The 19731-nt window shown below is 63.5% G+C and carries 18 protein-coding genes and 2 pseudogenes; 12 read left to right on the forward strand and 8 right to left on the reverse strand.

The features are described 5' to 3' along the window. Positions 1-11 precede the first annotated feature (11 nt). Complete coding sequence (locus OKW30_RS09405; RefSeq protein ID WP_260336701.1) at positions 12-329, reverse strand: hypothetical protein; 318 nt, start codon at positions 327-329, stop codon at positions 12-14. A gap of 5 nt (positions 330-334) precedes the next feature. After that, complete coding sequence (locus OKW30_RS09410) at positions 335-1432, reverse strand: DNA-binding protein (RefSeq protein ID WP_184074100.1); 1098 nt, start codon at positions 1430-1432, stop codon at positions 335-337. A gap of 175 nt (positions 1433-1607) precedes the next feature. Between OKW30_RS09410 and OKW30_RS09415 the strand changes: the two genes are divergently transcribed. Both OKW30_RS09415 and OKW30_RS09420 read left to right on the forward strand, forming a co-directional pair. Beyond that, on the forward strand, positions 1608-2864 hold the full coding sequence (locus OKW30_RS09415) for a tyrosine-type recombinase/integrase (protein ID WP_184074145.1): 1257 nt from the start codon (positions 1608-1610) through the stop codon (positions 2862-2864). Between the two features lie 129 nt (positions 2865-2993). Beyond that, positions 2994-3302 (forward strand): DUF1488 family protein, encoded by a 309-nt coding sequence (locus OKW30_RS09420; RefSeq protein ID WP_184074098.1) that lies wholly within the window; start codon positions 2994-2996, stop codon positions 3300-3302. A gap of 205 nt (positions 3303-3507) precedes the next feature. On the opposite strand, the gene OKW30_RS09425 is transcribed toward OKW30_RS09420, so the two are convergent. Together OKW30_RS09425 and OKW30_RS09430 are read right to left on the reverse strand one after the other, a co-directional pair. Beyond that, a complete protein-coding gene (locus tag OKW30_RS09425) occupies positions 3508-3666 on the reverse strand; it encodes a hypothetical protein (RefSeq protein WP_184074096.1) in 159 nt (52 codons plus the stop codon). 48 nt (positions 3667-3714) lie between these two features. Continuing rightward, entirely contained in the window at positions 3715-4854 is a 1140-nt protein-coding gene (locus OKW30_RS09430; RefSeq protein WP_184074094.1) for a patatin-like phospholipase family protein, read from the reverse strand. A 437-nt stretch (positions 4855-5291) separates the two neighbouring features. On the opposite strand from OKW30_RS09430, the gene OKW30_RS09435 reads away from it, so the two are divergent. After that, on the forward strand, positions 5292-6041 hold the full coding sequence (locus OKW30_RS09435; RefSeq protein WP_184074091.1) for an SAM hydrolase/SAM-dependent halogenase family protein: 750 nt from the start codon (positions 5292-5294) through the stop codon (positions 6039-6041). A gap of 120 nt (positions 6042-6161) precedes the next feature. Here OKW30_RS09435 and OKW30_RS09440 read toward each other — a convergent pair whose 3' ends face one another. Further along, positions 6162-6470, reverse strand: a complete 309-nt coding sequence (locus OKW30_RS09440) for a hypothetical protein (RefSeq protein ID WP_429346567.1) — start codon at positions 6468-6470, stop codon at positions 6162-6164. Between OKW30_RS09440 and istA the strand changes: the two genes are divergently transcribed. Further along, positions 6469-7968: an IS21 family transposase gene (gene istA / locus OKW30_RS09445; RefSeq protein WP_429346568.1), complete on the forward strand. Its 1500-nt coding sequence runs from the start codon at positions 6469-6471 to the stop codon at positions 7966-7968. The genes OKW30_RS09440 and istA overlap by 2 nt on opposite strands. After that, positions 7965-8786 (forward strand): IS21-like element helper ATPase IstB, encoded by an 822-nt coding sequence (istB, locus tag OKW30_RS09450; protein ID WP_184074568.1) that lies wholly within the window; start codon positions 7965-7967, stop codon positions 8784-8786. Before istA ends, istB begins: the two co-directional genes overlap by 4 nt. Before the next feature lie 135 nt (positions 8787-8921). Here the strand turns inward: istB and OKW30_RS09455 are convergent. The 3 genes and pseudogenes from OKW30_RS09455 to OKW30_RS09465 form a co-directional block, all read right to left on the reverse strand. Then, positions 8922-9530: pseudogene (locus tag OKW30_RS09455) on the reverse strand (transposase); the annotation flags it as partial. After that, positions 9455-10038: pseudogene (locus tag OKW30_RS09460) on the reverse strand (LysR family transcriptional regulator); the annotation flags it as partial. The pseudogenes OKW30_RS09455 and OKW30_RS09460, both read right to left, overlap by 76 nt. 180 nt (positions 10039-10218) lie before the next feature. Next, positions 10219-11139 carry a LysR family transcriptional regulator gene (locus OKW30_RS09465; protein ID WP_184074025.1) on the reverse strand — a complete coding sequence of 307 codons (921 nt, stop codon included), beginning with the start codon at positions 11137-11139 and terminating at the stop codon, positions 10219-10221. A gap of 119 nt (positions 11140-11258) precedes the next feature. Between OKW30_RS09465 and OKW30_RS09470 the strand changes: the two genes are divergently transcribed. The 7 genes from OKW30_RS09470 to OKW30_RS09500 all read left to right on the forward strand — a co-directional run bounded on the left by OKW30_RS09470 (position 11259) and on the right by OKW30_RS09500 (position 19727). Beyond that, a complete protein-coding gene (locus OKW30_RS09470) occupies positions 11259-11912 on the forward strand; it encodes a DsbA family oxidoreductase (protein ID WP_184074027.1) in 654 nt (217 codons plus the stop codon). Next, entirely contained in the window at positions 11909-13057 is a 1149-nt protein-coding gene (locus OKW30_RS09475) for an FAD binding domain-containing protein (protein ID WP_429346569.1), read from the forward strand. Before OKW30_RS09470 ends, OKW30_RS09475 begins: the two co-directional genes overlap by 4 nt. A 59-nt stretch (positions 13058-13116) precedes the next feature. Further along, positions 13117-14331, forward strand: coding sequence for an MFS transporter (locus OKW30_RS09480; RefSeq protein ID WP_184074031.1), 1215 nt, complete (start codon positions 13117-13119; stop codon positions 14329-14331). Positions 14332-14483: 152 nt separating this feature from the next. After that, positions 14484-15593, forward strand: a complete 1110-nt coding sequence (locus OKW30_RS09485) for an alkene reductase (protein WP_184074033.1) — start codon at positions 14484-14486, stop codon at positions 15591-15593. Between the two features lie 74 nt (positions 15594-15667). After that, positions 15668-16957 carry a c-type cytochrome gene (locus OKW30_RS09490; protein WP_429346570.1) on the forward strand — a complete coding sequence of 430 codons (1290 nt, stop codon included), beginning with the start codon at positions 15668-15670 and terminating at the stop codon, positions 16955-16957. After that, a complete protein-coding gene (locus tag OKW30_RS09495; RefSeq protein WP_184074037.1) occupies positions 16954-17466 on the forward strand; it encodes a (2Fe-2S)-binding protein in 513 nt (170 codons plus the stop codon). The genes OKW30_RS09490 and OKW30_RS09495 overlap by 4 nt, the downstream gene beginning before the upstream one ends. Next, the gene (locus OKW30_RS09500; protein ID WP_429346571.1) at positions 17463-19727 is read left to right on the forward strand and encodes a molybdopterin cofactor-binding domain-containing protein; all 2265 of its coding nucleotides are present in this window, start codon (positions 17463-17465) and stop codon (positions 19725-19727) included. Before OKW30_RS09495 ends, OKW30_RS09500 begins: the two co-directional genes overlap by 4 nt. Positions 19728-19731 lie beyond the last annotated feature (4 nt).

Raw genomic sequence — 19731 nt, forward strand, 5'->3', positions numbered from 1 at the left:
CCAAACTGGCCTCACCTGATCAACCCGCCGCTCCGCCGGTCACGGTCGCTCCAGAACGGACACCGGGGACAGGTTTCGCCGTCCGGATAGTCGATGCCTTCCTCATGCGGGCACCCCATGATGCGATCGACGCCGACGACCGAACGCGCACCATGCTGTTCAATGAACCGGACGACTGCTTCGGTGATTTCCGGATCGGTTCTCGCATCTGACGTTTCACAGAACCACCGCTCAACAGGATCAGCATCCGCGCCTTCGTACGCGACGAGGCTGGGGGCACAGGCCGGGGCTTTGTGCCGTTTCCGCGGGCGGCTGTTCCTGTCTTCCATCGCGCCTACCCCCGCTTGCGACGTGCCACAGGTTTGTTTGCCGTCGCCGGTGACGCGGGTGTCGCAGATGGCTTGCCCGACGCGCCCGGCGTGCCCGGCGTGGCCGGCGGCCGCATGGGGCGCGTCAGTGCAGGGCGCGCCGCGGTTGGACGGGCAGACGCGGCCTTCGCTCGGGCCGGCCGGGCGTCGCGTGTATCCGCCTGCCGCAGTGCCGCCAGCTGTTGCTGCAGCGCGACGTTCGTGGCCAGCACGGCATCGAGCCGTCCCTGCAGCATGCCCGCCTGGTGACGCGCGTCCCCGATCTGCGCCCGCAGCACCTCGACCGCCCTGTGATGGTCCGCCTCGCGACTGTCGGCCCGCTTCACCGCGGCATCGAGGTCCTTCTGCAGCTTCGCGGCCGTACCCCGCTCGCGGTCGATCTCCAGCAGCGCGCGTTTTTCCGACGCCCGCAGGCGCTCTTCGGCGCGTTCCGCGCTCTCGCGCAGCTTCTCGAGATCCCGCGAGAAACCTTCGCGCACCTTGTCCAGTTCACGGTCGCGCACGAGCGCCTCGGCCTTGAGCCGGACGACCTCGGCCTCGCACGCCTGCCGCGCCGCGTGGCCCTCGGCCTGCGCCTTTTCCAGTTCGCGCACCTCGACCTGCGCGGCAAGGAGCGCCGCCGTGCGCTGTTCGAGCGCGGTCTCGACGCGACCCAGTTCGTCGCGGGCAGCAACGACCGACCGTTGCGCCTCAACGCGTTGCGCCTCGACCTCGTCGCGCAGCGCGTCGAGCGCGGCTTCGGCAGAGGCGGTTGCGCGGGTCCAGAGCGCCGCGACCAGTTCGCCGGCAGCCGGCCCCAGATCGGCGGGCAGGTCGGGGTGTTCGATGCGCACCCGGCTCTTTTCGCGCAGTTCGGCCCAGAATTCACCGAGTACCTGGGTCGGCGTGCTCATGCTGCCCCGCTTCACCAGCTGGTAGAGGCGGTTCGCGGTCGGCGTGATCCCGAAGCGGAAGAACAGTAGCGCGCAGACCTCGCGGTACAGCTCGCGCGTCTTCGGGATTTCGGCCTTCAGACGGTCGATTTCAGCGGCGAGACGGGTTTCGACAGGGAGGGCGTCGGCCATGGAAGCATGCTGGTGTGGAATCTGATAAATGATACAACGTAATACAACGTAAACCGCCCCATATCTAACGCATCAACGACCATATTTTGACATTACGGCTATAATGTTGGAAATTACCACGCAGGACCGTCTACCATTGCGCGCCTCGACGCGCCCCCCGGAAAAGCTCACCTTCATGTCGACTTCGGCCGCCCGCAGCGGCGTCGCGCTGCAACCCGCTCCGCTCGAAACGCTCGCTATCCCTGCGGCGCTTGACGGTCGCACGGGATCGAACCGCGCGATCGGCGGCCATGCGCAGATTGCCGCGGCAAATGACCTGGAGGCAATACAGGCATGGCTCGCGCGCTTTGCCGACAAGCCGGCGACCTTCGACAGCTACCGCAAGGAAGCCGAGCGGCTGCTGCTCTGGTCGCTCGTGCAGCCAGGCAAACCGCTGTCGTCACTCACCCACGAGGACCTTGTCCGCTATCAGCGCTTTCTCGCAGACCCGCAGCCCGCCGCAACATGGGTCTCGGGCAGGGGTCGCAAGCATCCGCGCGGCGACGCGCGCTGGAGACCTTTCTACGGCCCACTGTCCCCTGCCAGCACCCGGCAGGCGATGGTCATTCTGAACGTGCTGTTTTCATGGCTGGTGCAGGCGGGGTATCTGGCCGGCAACCCGCTCGCGCTCTCGCGCCAGCGTGTGCGGCATGCCGCGCCGCGCATTGCCCGCTATCTGGAACCGGGCCTCTGGCAGGAGGTAAAGGACTACATCACGTCGATGCCACAGGATACGGCCCGCACCCGCGCGCACCATCACCGCGTGCGCTGGCTCTTTACGCTGCTGTATCTGGGCGGCCTGCGCATCGCCGAGGTCGGTGGCAACACGATGGGTCAGTTTTTCGTGCGGCGCGATGCGGATGGCATGATGCGCTGGTGGCTGACCGTACACGGCAAGGGCGACAGGGAACGGCTGGTACCGGCGACGCGCGAACTGATGACCGAGCTCAGGCGCTACCGGCAATCGTTCGGGATGACGGCCCTGCCCTCACCCGGTGAGGCAACGCCACTTGTGCTCCCAATCGGAAGTACGGCGGGACAAACCGCAGGAAGCAGGACGGAACTCGCCCGCAGCAACGCTGACGGTCGATCAAACGCACCGCTCACGCGGGCCGCGCTGCACGCGATCGTGAAAAACGTGTTTGCAGGCGCCGCCGACCGGCTGCGTGAACGCGGCGGAGAATTCCTGTCACGCGCGGACCTGCTCCAGGCGGCGTCTGCTCACTGGCTGCGACATACTGCCGGTTCGCACATGGCCGACCAGAAAGTAGATCTGCGCCTCGTGCGCGACAACCTCGGGCATGCATCGCTTACTACCACCAGCGTGTATCTTCATGCTGACGACGATCGCCGGCATGATGAAACCGATGCGAAACACCGCATCGGCTGGTGAGGCCGGTGACTTTTCGTATTGCGGATGTCAGCGCCCCGGCGCAGTACAGCACAGCCGTCCCATATTCAGATTGCATCGCCTGTGCAAAAATGCTCTTAACGCTTCTTGAAGCGTCGTCCCTGACCGGTTATGGAACTCCTCGACCTTGAACCGCAAGTGCTCGCGGATCGCCGCGGAGTGGCCTTCGGCCTCCCCCATCAGAGCACGGTTGGATGCGTCATTACCATCCGGGCGCTGGAAGCCTGCTTCTGGCTTGAACCGCAGGCCAGCGACGCGCGGATCCTGAAGACATTTCGTGACGGTTACAGCCGCATCCGGGCCATCACCGAACGGAAGCTGCTCGCCCATCCGACCACAACGCTTGAACTGACACCGACCGACTTCGTGCATCGCCAGGCGCAAGACGGCAGGCGAATGCGCACGCGACGCGGCGCTTAGGTGGCGCCCAGATTCGCGCTTTGTGCGCGGGCGGGAGAAGAACGAGCGGCGCAGCCTCGCTGCGGCGCCCGACGCCCGACGCCCCGCCATGTTGCCGGCTGCACAGGGAAATCGCGCAAATCGGCGAGACCGCATCGCTGCGCACGTCCTCTCTACTGGTGCACGGTGCACGGCCTTGGCCGCCCATTCGACCTGGCGCAGTGCTTCAGCTGCGGCGGGCGGCCGAAGTAAAGTTCATCGCTGCGCGACGCGCTATACGTCGCGAGCTCTGATCCTGCGGACGGGCAATCAGCGCGGCCTTGCCTGCACCCGGAGCGCCGAAGAAACCTGGCATTACGCCATCACCGGCCACCGGGAATTTCATCAATCGCATCATTCGGTCAACGGCGACGGGTCTTTATTCGGGCAGGCGTCAAACGCGTCTCTCACCGGTTACGTCTTCATCCGCGCTGTAGACGGTCAATCCTTCTACTGGGTCCATCGGTGCGTCCCACGGGCGCGCGGCAATGGCCCGCATTGCTGCTTCATAGCCCGCGCGCTGTCGGGAAGCAATGCCGGCTGGGGTGAAATCGATATCCTTCAACTGGTCGTCCCCGTCCAGGCGGGGCGCAGCAAGTTTGATCATACGCATGGTGGTCTGGCACCCCCAGGCGGCAAGCTCCTGGACTTCGGACGAGGCGCGCTCGGCTTCCGGCAAGCGCTTAACCAGTTCGCGGATCACATGGCGGAGACGGTGTATCTGCTGCTGACGCGCGATGTGACTGTCGGTGCGACTGGCGTACTGGATGTCCTTTTGCCGCTCCGAGATCTGCCATATGCTTTCCGGCTCAGGGCCGATCGGGTTCCACACTTGTACCGAGAAGATGACCGAACTCTTGCGGGGCTTGTCATCCAGCACCACCTCGACCGGGGTGTTGGAATAAACGCCGCCGTCCCAATACGGCTCTCCGTCAATCCGCACGGCCGGGAACGCGGGTGGCAGCGCGCCCGAGCTCATGATGTGCGAGGCATTCAGCCGTTGGTCGCGCGAGTCGAAGTAGCGCATCGCGCCCGTGCAGGCGTGAACTGCGCCCACGGTCAGTCGCGGATGCCCGGCGTTCAGCAGATCGAAGTCGACCAGCGAACAAAGCGTATCGCGCAACGGCGCAATCAGGTAATACGACGCTCGATCCACGCCGAGCCGGGCGAGCGGTCCGAGCCAGGATGCCGGATTGGGCTGGAAGAATCCCTCGATGCCGCCGCCGATGATCATCCATTTTGCAAAGATCTTGTCCCAGCCAGGCCAGGCAGCAGGCACGTCCAGGCGGGTGCGGTCGGTCACCTGGTTCCAGAATTCCTCCAGCCGTCGACAACGGTGCTCCGGTGGATTCCCGGCGATCAAGGCTGCGTTGATCGCGCCAATGGAGGTGCCGATCACCCAATCCGGCTGTATGCCCGCTTCGTCCATCGCCTGATAGACACCAAGCTGATACGCGCCCAACGCGCCACCACCCTGAAAGACGAGTACGACTTGCCCGGGCAACTCTGTGCGCGCTGGCTGGTTCACTCTCATCGATTGCCTCGCTGATCTTTTCCGTAGCGCGACCTGAGTAAGGCGCCCCACGCGCAGTTTCACCGTTGGGGGTAGCGGTGCGCGGGGCGAGCGCGAATCGATCGCCAGGATGGGATCCTGTTTCCTTGGCGTTGCGTGACGACGTGCGACGATGGGACCCGAATGCCATTAGCAAGTGTAGGCGATCGACGCACGCTGACCTCCATTTCATCTGGCGACCAAGCGCGCTCAACTTCCGGTACCGGCGACATCCGACCCGCTTGATACTGTCGCGAAACGAGGTCTTACAATCGAAACCTGTCCCGCGCGGGGCGATGCTTCGCCAGGCCTGCCCCGGCCAGAGCGGAACAGGAGACATGCGCATCGCGGTTACTCGCCATCGCGATGGGAGGAACGCTGACCGACGAGGCGGCACAGGACTGCAAGGAGGCTACGCGATGCTCGCACTCTTTACCGATTTCGGGGCCGACGACTTCTATGTCGGACAGGTAAGGGTCGCCTTGCTGCGACATGCGGCAGCCGGTACCCCCATTATCGATATGCTGCATACTGCCCCGAACTACGACTCGCAGGCAGGCGCGCATCTGCTCGCGGCGCTTGCGCAGTGGTATCCGCCGGATTGTGTCTTCCTGGCCGTGGTCGATCCCGGCGTGGGCGGCGAGCGGGATGCCGTCGTGCTGCAAGCCGACGGGCAGTGGTTCGTCGGGCCGGACAACGGGCTGCTCTCGGTCGTGGCGGCGCGCGCGGCGCGTACCCTGACCTGGCAGATTACATGGCGTCCCGCCGCGCTATCCGCCTCATTTCATGGTCGTGACCTGTTCGCCCCGATGGCAGCATGGATCAGCCGCGGCGAGTTGCCTCCCGACAAGCTCGTTGAGAGGACAGGCTTGCGCGTGCACCTGGATGCAGACGATTTCGCCGAGGTCGTTTACGTCGATCACTACGGCAATGCAATGACGGGGCTGCGGGCCGGAACCGTGCCGAGGACTGCACGGCTAAGCATCGCAGATACCGGTGTCGAATATGCCCGGGTCTTTTCCGATGCAATGGCCGGTCAAGCCTTCTGGTACGAGAACTCAATCGGGCTCGTCGAGATCGCCGTGAATCGCGGCAGCGCCGCGACGCAGCTTGGCGTACGTGTCGGAGATCCCGTCCGAGTGAACGGGGGCGGTGAATCGCCGACATAGCGCCAGGAAAATACGCTGGTGTCCCGAAGGCTGAAATGCTGTTTGTCCTCGAGGCGGTTCCTGAGGAGCAGCGGGGAACCCGGAGGCGGCACATCTCGGGATGACAATCGAGAAGCGCCGTCAGCAAACATGCGGCAGTCTACGCGAAAGGCATAAACCGACCCAGGTCGTGTGGAAACCCGATGGAATTTCAATGCGGCGCGTGACCCTGATCCAGCGACGCGTTTGACTGCCTTTACGGCTATCACGGCGTCGACGAGAAGGTGAATAGAGAACGACAATTACCTTGGTCGGTCCTTTGACAATTACCTTGGCCGGTGGTGAGGAGTCGGAGGCGGCGTAGCCGCCGGAGACGACGAACCGCCGGCGGCGCCGGAAGAGCGGGGTTTTACGATGGCTGATCGCATCGAACAAGAAGCGAACAGCCATGCCCGGAACCTACGTGACGGACCAGCAGGTCCGACTCTTTATGAGCAAGCGCAAACATCACACGCAAGAAGTCGCCGCGGCCATGGCGGGTATGAGCGTTCGCACGGCCCGACGCATTGAACATGAGGGCCGTCTGCCGTCGCAGAAGCCACCGCGGACGTGGCGCACACGTCACGATCCGTTCGCTGAAGTTTGGGAGGGCGAAGTCGTGCCGTTGCTGCGCCACGCGCCCCGGCTCAAGGCCATCACGCTGCTGTGCAAGCTGCAGGAGGCGCATCCCGGCCTGTTTCCTGACAGCATGCGGCGCACGCTTGAGCGGCGCGTCAACCAATGGCGCGCACTGGAGGGCCCTGGCAGGGAGATCTTCTTCACGCAGCAGCACCTGCCCGGCGTGCAGGGACTGTCGGACTTTACCGACATGCGGGATCTGCGCGTGACGATCGCCGGCGCGCCACTCGATCACCGGCTCTATCACTTCGTGCTCGCGTTCTCGCACTGGGAATACGCCTATGTCGTCGAAGGCGGCGAGAGCTTCGAGGCCCTCTCCACCGGTTTGCAGAATGCGCTGTGGCAGGCCGGTGGCTGCCCACACGAGCATCGCACCGATAGTCTGTCGGCTGCGTTCAAGAATCTGCAGACAGAAGAGGACTTCACGGCTCGCTACGACGCGTTGCTGGCCCATTACGGCTTGGCCGGCACACGTAACAACGTCGGCGTGGCCCACGAGAACGGCAGCGTGGAATCCTCGCACCGCCATCTGAAGGAGGCGGTCGACCAGGCGCTAATGCTACGTGGCCATCGCGACTTCGACGATCGTGCTGCCTATGACGCGTTTGTTCGCGAGGTCGTCATGCGGCGTAACCGTCGCAACGCGGCAGCGTTCAACGCCGAGCGCGAACACTTGCTGGATCTGCCCGCGCATCGCACGACCGACTTCATCGAAGAGGAGGCACGCGTGACACGCTGCGGCACCTTCACCGTGCGCGGGATTCTCTACAGCGCGCCGTCGCGCCTGATCAGCCACCGCCTGAAGGTCCGTGTCTACCCCGATCACCTCGACTGCTATCTATCCGGCGCGCTCGTACATAGCACAGCGCGGGGCTCCCATGCCGCCAATAGCCGCCGTCGCAAGCTTGACTACCGTCACTTCATCGAGGCACTCAAGCGCAAGCCCCAGGCGTTCAAGGGGCTGGCGTTTCGCGACGACTTGTTCCCGCGCGAGGCGTACCGCCGGACATGGGAGCGACTCGAGGCTCAGCTCACGCAGCGCGAGGCTTGCAAGGCCATAGTCGGACTGCTTGAACTGGCTGCCAATCATGGCGTCGAGGCGGTTCTTGCTGAGCGGCTCGAGGCATTGCTCGCTGCCGGCGAACTGCCCGATCTCGAGCAACTGCAGAACGAATTCGCGCCGCGGCAGGCGCAGTGCCCGGACGTGGAGGTCGATATGCCGCCGGCGGCCCTCTACGACACGCTGATCGGCGAGGAGGTATCGGTATGAACGCGCCAGCAACCTACGATGCCGCCCGTATGGGGCTGATGCTCACCGAGCTGCGTTTGCCGACGATCGCGCGGCTATGGCCCGAGTTCACGCAGCGCTCAGACAAGGAAGGCTGGCAGGCCACGCGCCTGCTAGGCGCACTGCTTGAGCATGAACTGGCCGAGCGTGCGAAACGGCGCATTGAACGGCACCGCGTCGAATCGCATCTGGACCCGAGCAAGACGCTCGAGACATTCGACTTCGGCTTGGTGCCGATGGTGTCCAAGGCGCACGTGATGGCGCTCGCGAGCGGCGACTCGTGGCTCGAGAAAGGCGCCACGATCCTGCTGTTCGGGCCTCCGGGCGCCGGGAAGAGCCATTTAGGCTCCGGCATCGGCCATGCGTTGATCGACGCCGGATACCGGGTACTGTTCACACGCACCGGCGAAATCGTGCAGAAGCTGCAGGCGGCTCGCCAGAGCCTGCAATTGCCATCGATGCTTGCCAAGCTCGATCACTTCGACTTGATCATCCTCGACGACCTGTCATACGTGCGCAAGGATCAAGCGGAAACGAGCGTGCTGTTCGAACTCATTGCCGAACGCTATGAGCGGCGCAGTCTGCTGATCACGGCCAATCAGCCGTTCTCCGGCTGGAGCGACGTGTTCCCCGATCCGTCGATGACGGTGGCCGCCATCGATCGCCTGGTCCATCACTCGACGATCTTCGAGCTGAACGTAGAAAGCTACCGGCGTCGCAGCGCCGACGACAACAAGCGCGCGCGGCGGCGTCAATTACCCCAACCCGAATCGGACGGAGCGACAACTATGACGAACTGAGCAGCGACAACTAACCCCGCCGACCGGCCAAGATAGTTGTCCCTCGGGCGGCCATCGTAATTGACAATCTACAGTGAACCCCTCCGATGCGTTCCAGGCGAGTTTAAGGGCTTTGTTTCAGGACCCACGGGGTGCTCATGCACCCACCAGCCGCATCGCCTTCATCGTTTTCTTAAAGCCCAGGATTCTCGGCACTCGCGTGAGATTGTAGGCGAGTACGTTCAAACTCATCTCGGTACCTACATTGGGCAGCCTGCGCGTCAGGAAGTGCGTGTAGCCCATCCAATGCGTGAACGTTCCAAAGACATGTTCGACGGTTCGCCGGCGCACGGTCATCGCATCCGGCGTCCTGTCGAGCCGGCGTTGGACCGCGTCCAGCACCGACTCATGTTCCCATCGGGTGATGCGGCGTTCTGTGCTTGGCGTGCATTGTGATTTCATGGGGCACTGAGGACAGGCACTGCTCCAGTAACGACGCAGTTGCATACCGTGTTCTTCCCGGGTTGAGCGATAAATTGCGCGTTCACCGGCGGGACATTGATATTCGTCGTCCCGCGCAATGTAGATGAAATCGGCCCTGTCGAACCGGCCATGGTATTTCGCGCCTGACGTCGTGGGCTTCGGCAGCATGACTGCAATCCCTGCATCCGCGCACGCCTTGATCTGCGGCCCACTGTAATAGCCACGATCGGCGACTGCCCGCAGTCTGGTCTTGCCCATCGCATCGCGCGCGGCCTTCGCAATAGGCCCGCAAGAACACGCATGCGGCTACTGCCAACAAGCCGGCTATGCAGCGTCGAATCCGTGAGCCGGCCAATTCGAATAGCGACATCGGTGCGGCTCTCGAGTAGATCGATGATGCCGTCGTTCGTGTTCAGCTCCAGGTGAACGTGCGGATAGCGCACGCGGTAGCCTTGCACAAGCGGTGCGATCACGTGCAGCATGAAAGGCGACACTGCATTGATCCGCAGGAGCCCCGATGGGTTTTCCCGCCGCGCGACCATCTGTTCCTCCGCGCTTTCCACGGAATCGATGCTGGCGCGCGCGTGTTGAAGGAACGCGCGCCCTTCCTCGGTCAGCTCCATCCTGCGCGTGGTCCGGCGCATCAAAGTCGTTTTCACTTTTCCTCGAGGCGCCCCAGCGTCCGGCTGGCCGCCGACACTGTCAGGTCGCGATGTTGGGCAGCTGCCGTCATCGAGCCGGTATCGACCACGGCCATGAAAGTCGCCAATTCGTCGAGGGTGATATTCATTCTTGATTTTCTTTCAAAAGAATTTTGTTTATAGACCAGTTTGTGAACAAAAGTAAAGCTGGCACGGCCGCTCGGCAATTCTACTCGCTGGCGATGTAAGTAATCCTTATCATATCGCGATCGTCCGCCAAAATCGCCTTACCGCGACAGAACCATTCGTAACCACGCGAGCGCAACGCGTCAGCCTTCCAGCGGGGATTGAAGCTGCGCCTCGAGAAACCGCAGGAACGCGCGCACCTTGCTGGAATGGCGGCGATTGGGCAGATACGCCGCATAGACCACTGCGTCGCCATTGTGCGGCGTCGCCTCGAACTGCTCGAACAGCCGCATCAGGCGTCCCGCGCGAATCTCCGCGACAACGAGCCATTCAGGCAGCAACGCAATGCCGCGTCCGGCGATAACGGCTTCCAGCAGGATGTCGATGCTGTTCGACAGCAGATGCCCGCGCACTTCGACCCGCTGTTCCCCGCCCTCGCGACGGAAGCTCCAGATCTGGCGCGTGCGGTAACCGCCGCCATACGCGACCCGCAGACACTCGTGGGCATCGAGCGCCTGCGGCGTGGGCGGTGTGCCGCTGCGTTCGAGGTAGTCGTGACTCGCGACGACATAGCGCGGATTGTCCGCCAGCTTTCTGATGACCAGGTTCGCGTCGCGATCGGGCGGGCCGATTCGAATCGCGATATCGATTCTGTCGAGTGCGAGATCGGCGTAGTGATCGGCAACCACCACGTCGAGAAACACGCGCGGATGCTCCGCGAGAAAGGCAGCGAGATGCGGCGCGAGCCGCAGACGGCTGAACGCGGACGGCACCGCGATGCGCAGCGCGCCGACCGGCGACGCGCCGCTGTCGAACACGCTTTCGTCCGCCTCGGCCAGATCGTCGAGCACCTTGCCGACCTGCTCGACATACGCAATGCCTGCGTCGGTGAGGCTGACCTTTCTCGGCGTGCGGGTCAGCAGCGCCGTACCGAGCGAAGCCTCGAGCGCGTCCATCAGACGCGTGACCGACGAGGGGGCGACGCCCAGGCGCTGCGCGGCCTTCGAAAAGCCGCCGGCGTCGGCCACTTCGAGCAATGTGTTCAAGGCGAGGAGTTTGTCCATGTACGGTCTCAACGGGAGGTTGATTGCGCCACACGCAACGCGGGATTGTATTTTAGCCACATTCCGCGAACGACACGCAACGAATAAGCTGTCCTCGTTACTTAGCGAAGGGGTCCAACATGCAAACCATTCAGGTCGAGGTCCATTACGACTTCATTTGTCCGTGGTGCTGGATCAGCCAACGGAATCTCGCCGCGGCGCTCGCGGAATCCGGCGCCAATGCGGCTGTTTCGATCCGTTACGTGCCGTTCGAATTGAATCCGGCGATGCCTGTCGAAGGCATGGAGCGGCGCAGCTATCGCACGCGCAAATTCGGCAGTTGGGCGCGCTCGCAAGGCCTCGATGCGCAGGTCACCGCAGCCGGTCTCGCGGCAGGCGCCCAGTTCAATTACGACAAGGTGCTGCGCACGCCGAATACGCGGCTTGCGCATCGTCTGATGCAGTTCGCGCAAGCGCGCAATCAGCCCCGGCAGGCCGCCGCGCTGTATCAAGCCATCTATGCCGCCTACTTTTCGGAAGGCCGCGACATCGGTTCGCTGGACACGCTGGTCGATATCGCCGCCGAACACGCCTTCCATGCCGGCGAAACCCGCGCTTATCTGCGTTCCGCCTCCGGCGCTCGGCAAATCGAGGCGGCGCGCGACGAAGCGGATCGCCGGGGCATTCATTCGGTGCCGACGATTGCCATTGCTGGCGAAATCATCAGCGGCGCGCAACCGCCCGCCGTATTCGCTCACGCATTGCGGGCGGCGACGCAACGGAGCGCGGCATGAGCGCACTCGGCAAACCGCGCGCCGTGGTGATCGGCGGTTCACTCGGCGGACTGTTCTCAGCCACCACCCTACGCGCGGCCGGGTGGGACGTGGACGTGTTCGAAACCTCGCCGAAGCAGCTCGATAGCCGCGGCGGTGGCATCGTGCTGCAACCGGACGTGCTGGACGCGCTGCAGTTCGCGGGCGTCGCCCTGCCCGATCCGCCGGGCGTGGCATCGGGCGAACGCCTCTATCTCGATCGCGAGGACAAGCGCGTCGAGCAGCTGTTCATGCCGCAAATGCAAACTTCATGGAGCCTGCTGTACAGCGCCATGAGGAACGCGCTGCCCGCGAAGCATCTGCATACCGGCGAGACCTTTAGCGACTTTCGCATGGACGGCGAACAAGTCGTCGCGCGCTTCGCAAGCGGCCGCAGCGAGCGCGCCGATCTGCTGATCGGCGCGGACGGTATCCGCTCGACGCTCAGGCGCTGCCTGTTGCCCGAGATCGTGCCGGTCTATGCGGGCTATGTGGCATGGCGCGGACTGATCGCGGAACCCGATTTGCCGCTCTTCGCGGCGGACACGTTGCGCGAGCGCTTCACGTTCCAGCAGGGCGACGAACACTCGGCACTCGCCTATCTGATTCCCGGCGAAAACGACTCGACCGTGCCCGGCGAGCGTCGCTGGAATTGGGTCTGGTATCGCAAGTACAACCGCGATCAGCTCAATGCGCTGCTGGTCGACCGTCACGGCGCGGCGCGTGCGTTCTCGCTGCCGCCGGGCACGACCAAGCGCGCCGATGTCGGGCAGTTGCGGCTCGATGCGAAAACCTTGCTCGGGCCGACGTTTCGCGCGCTGGTCGATGCAACCGACGACCCGTTCATGCAGCCGATCGTCGACCTACGCACACCGAAGATGGTGTTCGGACGCGTGGTGCTGATCGGCGACGCGGCATCGGTGCCGCGTCCGCATACGGCCGGCAACACCGCCAAGGCGGCGGCCAACGCACATGCGCTCGCGCTTGCGCTGTCGGGCGCCGGGCAGGCCGACACGAGCATCGATTCGTTGCTCAAGCGTTGGGAGAGCCAGCAATTGCAACGCGGCAAGCGCATGACCGATCTGGGCATTTCGCTCGGCGACCGTTTGATGAATATCGCCGGTTAGTTCCAAAGCTTTTCCGCTTCTTTTCCGCATTTCCACTTTTTCATTTTCAGGAGTTACTCATGTCAACCGACGCATCCATCACCGCCGGAAGCCCAGGCCAGACCAAACTGACAGGCGGCCTGGTCGCGCTGTTCGCCTTCTGCTGCGGCGCGATCGTCGCGAATCTCTACTACGCGCAGCCGATCACGGAACTGATCGCGCCGGACATTCACATGTCCGGCGGCACGGCGAGCCTGATCGTCTCGCTCACGCAAATCGGCTACGCGGTGGGGCTGTTCTTTCTCGTGCCGCTCGGCGATCTGCTGGAAAACCGCAAGCTGATGATCACCACCGCGCTGGTGTCGATCGTGAGCCTGGGCGCCGCCGCGTTCGCGCACCAGCCAGGCTGGTTGCTCGGGATTTCGCTGCTGATCGGCTTCAGTTCCGTGGCCGTGCAGATCCTGATTCCGCTCGCCGCCCATCTCGCGCCGGACGAGTCGCGCGGCAAGGTGGTCGGCACCATCATGAGCGGACTGCTGCTCGGCATTCTGCTGGCGCGCCCGATATCCAGCGTGGTGGCCGGGCACTTCGGCTGGCGCGCGGTATTCGGCTCGGCGGCCGTGCTGATGGCGATCGTCACCAGCGTGCTCGCGCTCACTATTCCGCGCCGCCAGCCGGATCACCAAGCCACGTATTTTCAGCTGATCGGCTCGCTCGGTCATCTGCTCCGCACGATGCCGGTGCTGCGCCATCGCTCGTTGTATCAGGCGTTGATGTTCGCTTCGTTCAGCCTCTTCTGGACCGCGATTCCGATCGAGTTGACCCGGCAGTTCGGGCTCTCGCAGACCGCGATCGGCATCTTCGCGCTGGTTGGCGCGATCGGCGCGACCTCGGCGCCGGTCGCCGGCCGCCTCGCCGACGCGGGCCTCACGGTGCGCGCGACATTGATCGCGCTGGTGGTGGGCGCGCTCGCCTATACGCCTGCGTTGATCCATCCCGCGTGGGGCGTGATCGGGCTGGTCGCGACCGGCATCGTCCTCGATTTCGTCGTGCAGATGAACATGGTACTGGGACAACGCGAAATCTATGCGTTGCATGCCGCGAGCCGAAACCGTCTGAACGCGCTGTATATGACCAGTATCTTTGTAGGCGGCGCATTCGGCTCGGCGCTGGCCAGTCCGCTCTATGAGCATGGTGGCTGGCCGCTGGTCGCCGGCGTCGCCACCGCCTTCCCGCTCGTCGCGCTCTTTCACTATCTGGCGATCGGCCGTCCGCACGCCGCCCGCCAGGCCTGACGCGATAGGTCTTTATTAGGAGGCCGGACAGACATCCTCCGGTTTCACAAAAATTCAGCGTGGCTTCAGGAATTCTTGTGGTGTCATCGATATGCTGCTCGGTACTGTCACGCATCTGAACGACGCTAAATCGTTCGCAAAAAGGAACAACGATGTCATCCCTTCTCAGCGCTCACGACCTGCATCAGCTGCGCTTACCGAATCGCGTCGTGATGGCCCCCATGACACGCTCGCGTGCACCGCTGCGCGGCTGTCCGACGGACATGATGGCGCAGTACTATGCACAGCGCGCGTCGGCGGGGCTGATCATCACCGAGGCGACCAATGTCAGTTCGGCGTCGGCATCCTTCGAGCTCACGCCGGGCATCATCACGGCCGAGCAGATCGCCGGCTGGCGCAAGATCACGGGCCGGGTACACGACGCCGGCGGCCGTATCTTTATGCAACTGTGGCACGGCGGACGAGTTGCCTCCTTCGCGTTGCTCGGCGGCGAGGCGCCGTTGTCGCCCTCGGGCCTGAATGACGATCTCGAGCAATTGCAGGTGTGGGCACAGTTGCAAAACGGCCAGTACACCAAGATCCACGCCACGCCTTCGCGCGCTATGTCGACCGACGAAGTGAAGCTCGCCATATCGGAGTTCAAGCAAGGCGCGGCCAACGCAATCGAAGCCGGGTTCGATGGCGTCGAAGTGCATGCGGCAAACGGCTATCTGCCGCATCAATTCCTCTCTTCGACCACCAACAGGCGGGATGACCGATACGGCGGCTCGTTGGCGAACCGCGCGAACTTCCTTCGCGACACGCTCACGGAGATCGGCTCAGTGGTCCCCCTCGATCGCGTCGGCGTCCGCATTTCGCCGTATGCGCACTATAACAACGTGCGCGACGCGGATCCGGACGGCACCTATGACTACGTCGGCAAGATGCTCAGCGAATTCGGCGTCGCCTACCTTCACGCCGCTGACACGAACGGCTGGAGCGGGGCCCCGGATTTGCCGCGCATCGTTGAACGCATGCGCAAGGTCTTCTCAGGGACCTTGATGCTCAACGGCGGCATTTCCATCGATCAGGCAGACGCATTGATCCGTGACGGCGAAGCCGATCTGGTGGCGTTTGCGCGCGCGTATATCGCCAATCCCGATCTGGTCGAGCGCATTGCTACCCATGCACCGCTCGCAACACCAAAGCCGGTCGGCTGGTACGGCGGCGACCACTCCGGTTATATCGACTATCCGTTCCATAGCAGCGGCGCTCACGCATGACGGAGGCATCCCGTTGGCCGCGCGCACAGCGCGGTGTGCAGACTCGATTCAAGACTTCTGTGACAGGTGGGTGAATGACTCGAAAGCTTAAATTGTTGGCGGTGGGAGGCGTAGTCATCCTGGCCGCGCTGATCGTCGCCACGCTGCTGATGTGGAAACCCGCCATTGCTCCCCTACAGCCTCCGCCGGCTTCGTCGTTCGATGCGCAGACGAGGCTCGCCGGCGCGAGAGTCGTGGCGCTGGGCGACTGCATCGTCTGTCATACCGCCAGGGGTGGCAAGCCGTTCGCCGGCGGCTTGCCGCTTGCAACGCCGTTTGGGACGATCTACGCGACCAATATCACGCCCGACGTCGAGACGGGCATCGGTGGCTGGTCGCTGGAAGCGTTCACGCGAGCGGTGCGTCATGGCGTCTCCCGTGATGGTCACCTGCTCTATCCCGCGTTTCCTTATGTTCACTTTACGCGCATGTCCGATGGCGACATCTCGGCGGCCTACGCGTATCTGATGACACGTGAGCCGGTCAACGCGAGCACGCCCGCGAACGAACTGATCTTCCCGCTGAACTTCCGTCCCTTGCTAGCCTTCTGGAACGTGTTGTTCCTTCACCCCGGCGAGCAGGCCGCGGATGCCTCGGAAGATGCCCAGTGGAATCGCGGAAAGCGACTCGTAGATGGCCTCGGACACTGCGCCTCGTGTCATTCGCCGCTCAACGCGATTGGCGGTGAAAAATCGGGACACGCATTCGACGGCGGCATTGTCGACGGCTGGGAGGCCCCCCCACTGAATGCACTTGGCTCGGCGCCGAAACCGTGGACCAAAGATCAGCTCGTCATGTATCTGCGCAGCGGTCGTGCAAGCGAACACGGCGCCGCGGCCGGTCCCATGCTGCCCGTCACTCGCGATCTCGCCACCGTGCCTGAGGAAGATGTGAACGCGATGGCCGCGTACATCCTGTCGATACAGAAAGTGCAGCCGGCCGTTGCGAACGCGTTTGCTGACGCTGCAGCACACGACGAACCATCGCCTGCGGCGCAACGCGGCGCATTCCTGTTCGCCGCGTCGTGCGCGCAATGCCACGGCCCCGCCGCGCCGATGCAATCGATTGGCGAGCGCCCCACGCTCGCGTTCAGCACTGCCGTCAATGCTCCGACGCCACGTAACACCGCTCAGATGATCCTTAGCGGTAACGGCTGGCATGGGGAGGACAGCATGAACTACATGCCGGCCTTCAGCGAGGTCTATAACGATCAGCAAATCGCCGATGTCGCGTCCTACATTCGCGCAACCTATTCGCAGCGCGGCCCGTGGAACGACGTCGAAGCCACCGTGGCAAAAGTCAGAGAGGAGAACAAGGCGCGATGATCAACCTTACCGTCAATGGCGTGCAGCACGCGCTGGATATCGATCCGTCGACGCCACTGCTTTATGCGCTGCGCAATGACCTGCATCTGCACGGCGCAAAGTTCGGCTGCGGGCTTGGACAATGCGGCGCGTGCACGGTGATCGTCGGCGACCAGGCCGTCTTTTCGTGTCTGGTTCCGGTGTCGTCGATCGGCGCCCGTTCCGTGCGTACGATAGAGGGCCTCGGCACGGCCGACCATCCCGGTGCGCTGCAGAAGTCCTTCATCGAACATCAGGCCGCACAGTGCGGTTATTGCATCGCCGGCATGATCATGCGCGCGCAGGCGCTGCTCGATCGCAATCCGCGGCCAAGCGAGCGCGAACTGCGCGAGCATATGGAGCCGAACCTGTGCCGTTGCGGCACCCATATGCGTATCCTCGCTGCGATCCGCGAAGTCGCGCACCTTCCGCCCGGCGACACGGCATCCGGCAAGCCCCGCAGCGCGGCGAGCAACGGAGGCACGCAATGAGCATCAAGGACGACGATTTCAACGAGGGGCGCCGCCACTTCATGATGTCCGGTGCGCTCATGGTGAGCTTCAGTCTGCTCCCCGGCGTCAAGGTCATGGCGCAAGAAGTGATCGCGGACGAAGGCGCCGCCGTGCACGTGGCCAAAGCGACCGAGGCGCTCGCGGGCAGCCTGAAGACCAACCCGTTTCTCGACGCGTGGATCAAGATCGACGCAGCGGGCAAAGTGACCGTCTACACCGGCAAGGTTGAACTCGGCACCGGCGTGCGCACCGCGCTGCTGCAGATCGCGGCGGAAGAGCTCGACATGGCGCCGTCGCTGATCACGTTTCTGACCGCCGACACGGGCGCCTCACCGGACGAAGGACTCACGGCGGGAAGTCACACCATTGCCGACAGCGGCAGCGCGTTGTTAAACGCGTCGGCGCAGGTGCGGGGGCTGCTCGTCGACGCAGCAGCCAAACGCTTCGGCGTCAGCAGCAGCGTGCTGAAAGCCCACAACGCGGTCATCACGGCGCCAGACGGCCGGACGATGACGTATGGCGAAGCGGTCGGCGCCGCCGGTCTGCATCGCATGGCGTCGCCCGTATCGCCGTTGAAAGACCCCGCAACGTTCGCAGTGGTCGGTAGGTCATTGCCGCGGCTGGACATCCCGGTCAAGGTGACCGGCGGACCGAGTTATGTTCAGGACATGTTCATGCCGGACATGCTGCATGCGCGTGTAGTGTTGCCGCCGGTTTACGACGCGAAGCTGCTGCGTACCAACTCACCCGACATTCTGAAGATGCCGGGCGTGGTCAACGTCATCAGAAACGGCAGCATGCTCGCGGTAGTCGCTAAAGGCGAATGGCAGGCCGTGCAGGCACAACGTGCATTGGCAGCGGGAAGCGAGTGGAGCGCAGGGCGCGCTCTGCCCGACCCAGCCACTGTGCACCGCGATCTGAAGCAGATCGCCACCGAACACATCGAGATCGCGAACACCCGCAGCGCGGCCGGAACGGCTGTGAGAACGCTGAGCGCAAAGTGCACCAAGCGCTATATGTTGCACGGTTCGATCGGCCCTTCCTGCTCGGTCGCACAATTCAAGGACGGCAACATGACCGTCTGGACTCACTCGCAAGGCGTCTATCCGCTGCGCGATGGCCTTGCGGAAATGCTGTCGCTGCCCAAGGAGAACGTACGCTGCATTCACGTAGAGGGATCGGGATGCTACGGCCACAACGGCGCGGACGACGTAGCCGCGCACGCCGCGTTGATCGCCCGCGAAATGGCCGGCCGGCCGGTTCGTGTGCAATGGATGCGCGAACAGGAACACACGTGGGACCACTTCACGCCCGCCATGGTCACCGAACTGACTGCTTCGCTCGACGCGAGCGGGAGCATCGTAGGCTGGAACTATGCGCTGTGGAGCAGTTCGCATAACGAGCGGATCGTGAACGCGGGCCGGCTCGTTCCGGCGACCATGCTGGAGAAACCGTTCATATCGGCGCCGTCAGTGCCGATGGTGCAGCCCGAGGGCGGCGGCGATCGCAACGCGATTCCGCTGTACACGTTCCCGAACCTGCACGTAATGAACAACTTCTCGCCGAGCATGCCGTTGCATACGTCGGCGATGCGCTCACTCGGCGCGCACATGAACGTCTTCACGATCGAGACGTTCATGGATGAGCTGAGCGCCGCGGTCGGCGCCGATCCGGTCGCGTTCCGGCTCAAGCATATGCAGGACCCGCGCGCACGCGAGGTCATTCAGCTCGCGGCTGCAAAATTCGGCTGGCCGCGCGCGCCGCGCAAACCGAACCACGGCGTCGGCTTCGCCTTCGGTAAATACAAAAACCTGATGGCTTATGTGGCCATGGCCGTTGAGATTTCCGTCGTGCCCGAGACGGGTCAGGTGATTCTCGAACACGCCGAGGTCGCGGTCGACTCCGGGCAGATCGTCAACCCCGATGGTATCCGTAATCAGATCGAGGGCGGAGTGATTCAATCGGCCAGTTGGACGCTTTACGAAGAGTTGAAGTTCGATACCGGGAAAATCAGAAGCTTCGACTGGAGCAGTTACCCGATCCTCCGCTTCTCCGCCGTTCCGCGCAGTTTGAACGTCCATCTCATCAATCGTCCTGGTGCGCCGTTTCTCGGCGCTGCCGAAGCTTCGATGGGACCGACCGCCGGCGCGCTCGGCAATGCGTTGTTCGATGCAACCGGAAAGCGGCTGCGCGACATGCCTTTGGGCGGTGATAGCTTGCGCCGGCAAATAGACGTATAGACAT

The sequence above is a fragment of the Paraburkholderia sp. Clong3 genome (assembly GCF_050436485.1).
GTDB lineage: Bacteria > Pseudomonadota > Gammaproteobacteria > Burkholderiales > Burkholderiaceae > Paraburkholderia > Paraburkholderia tuberum.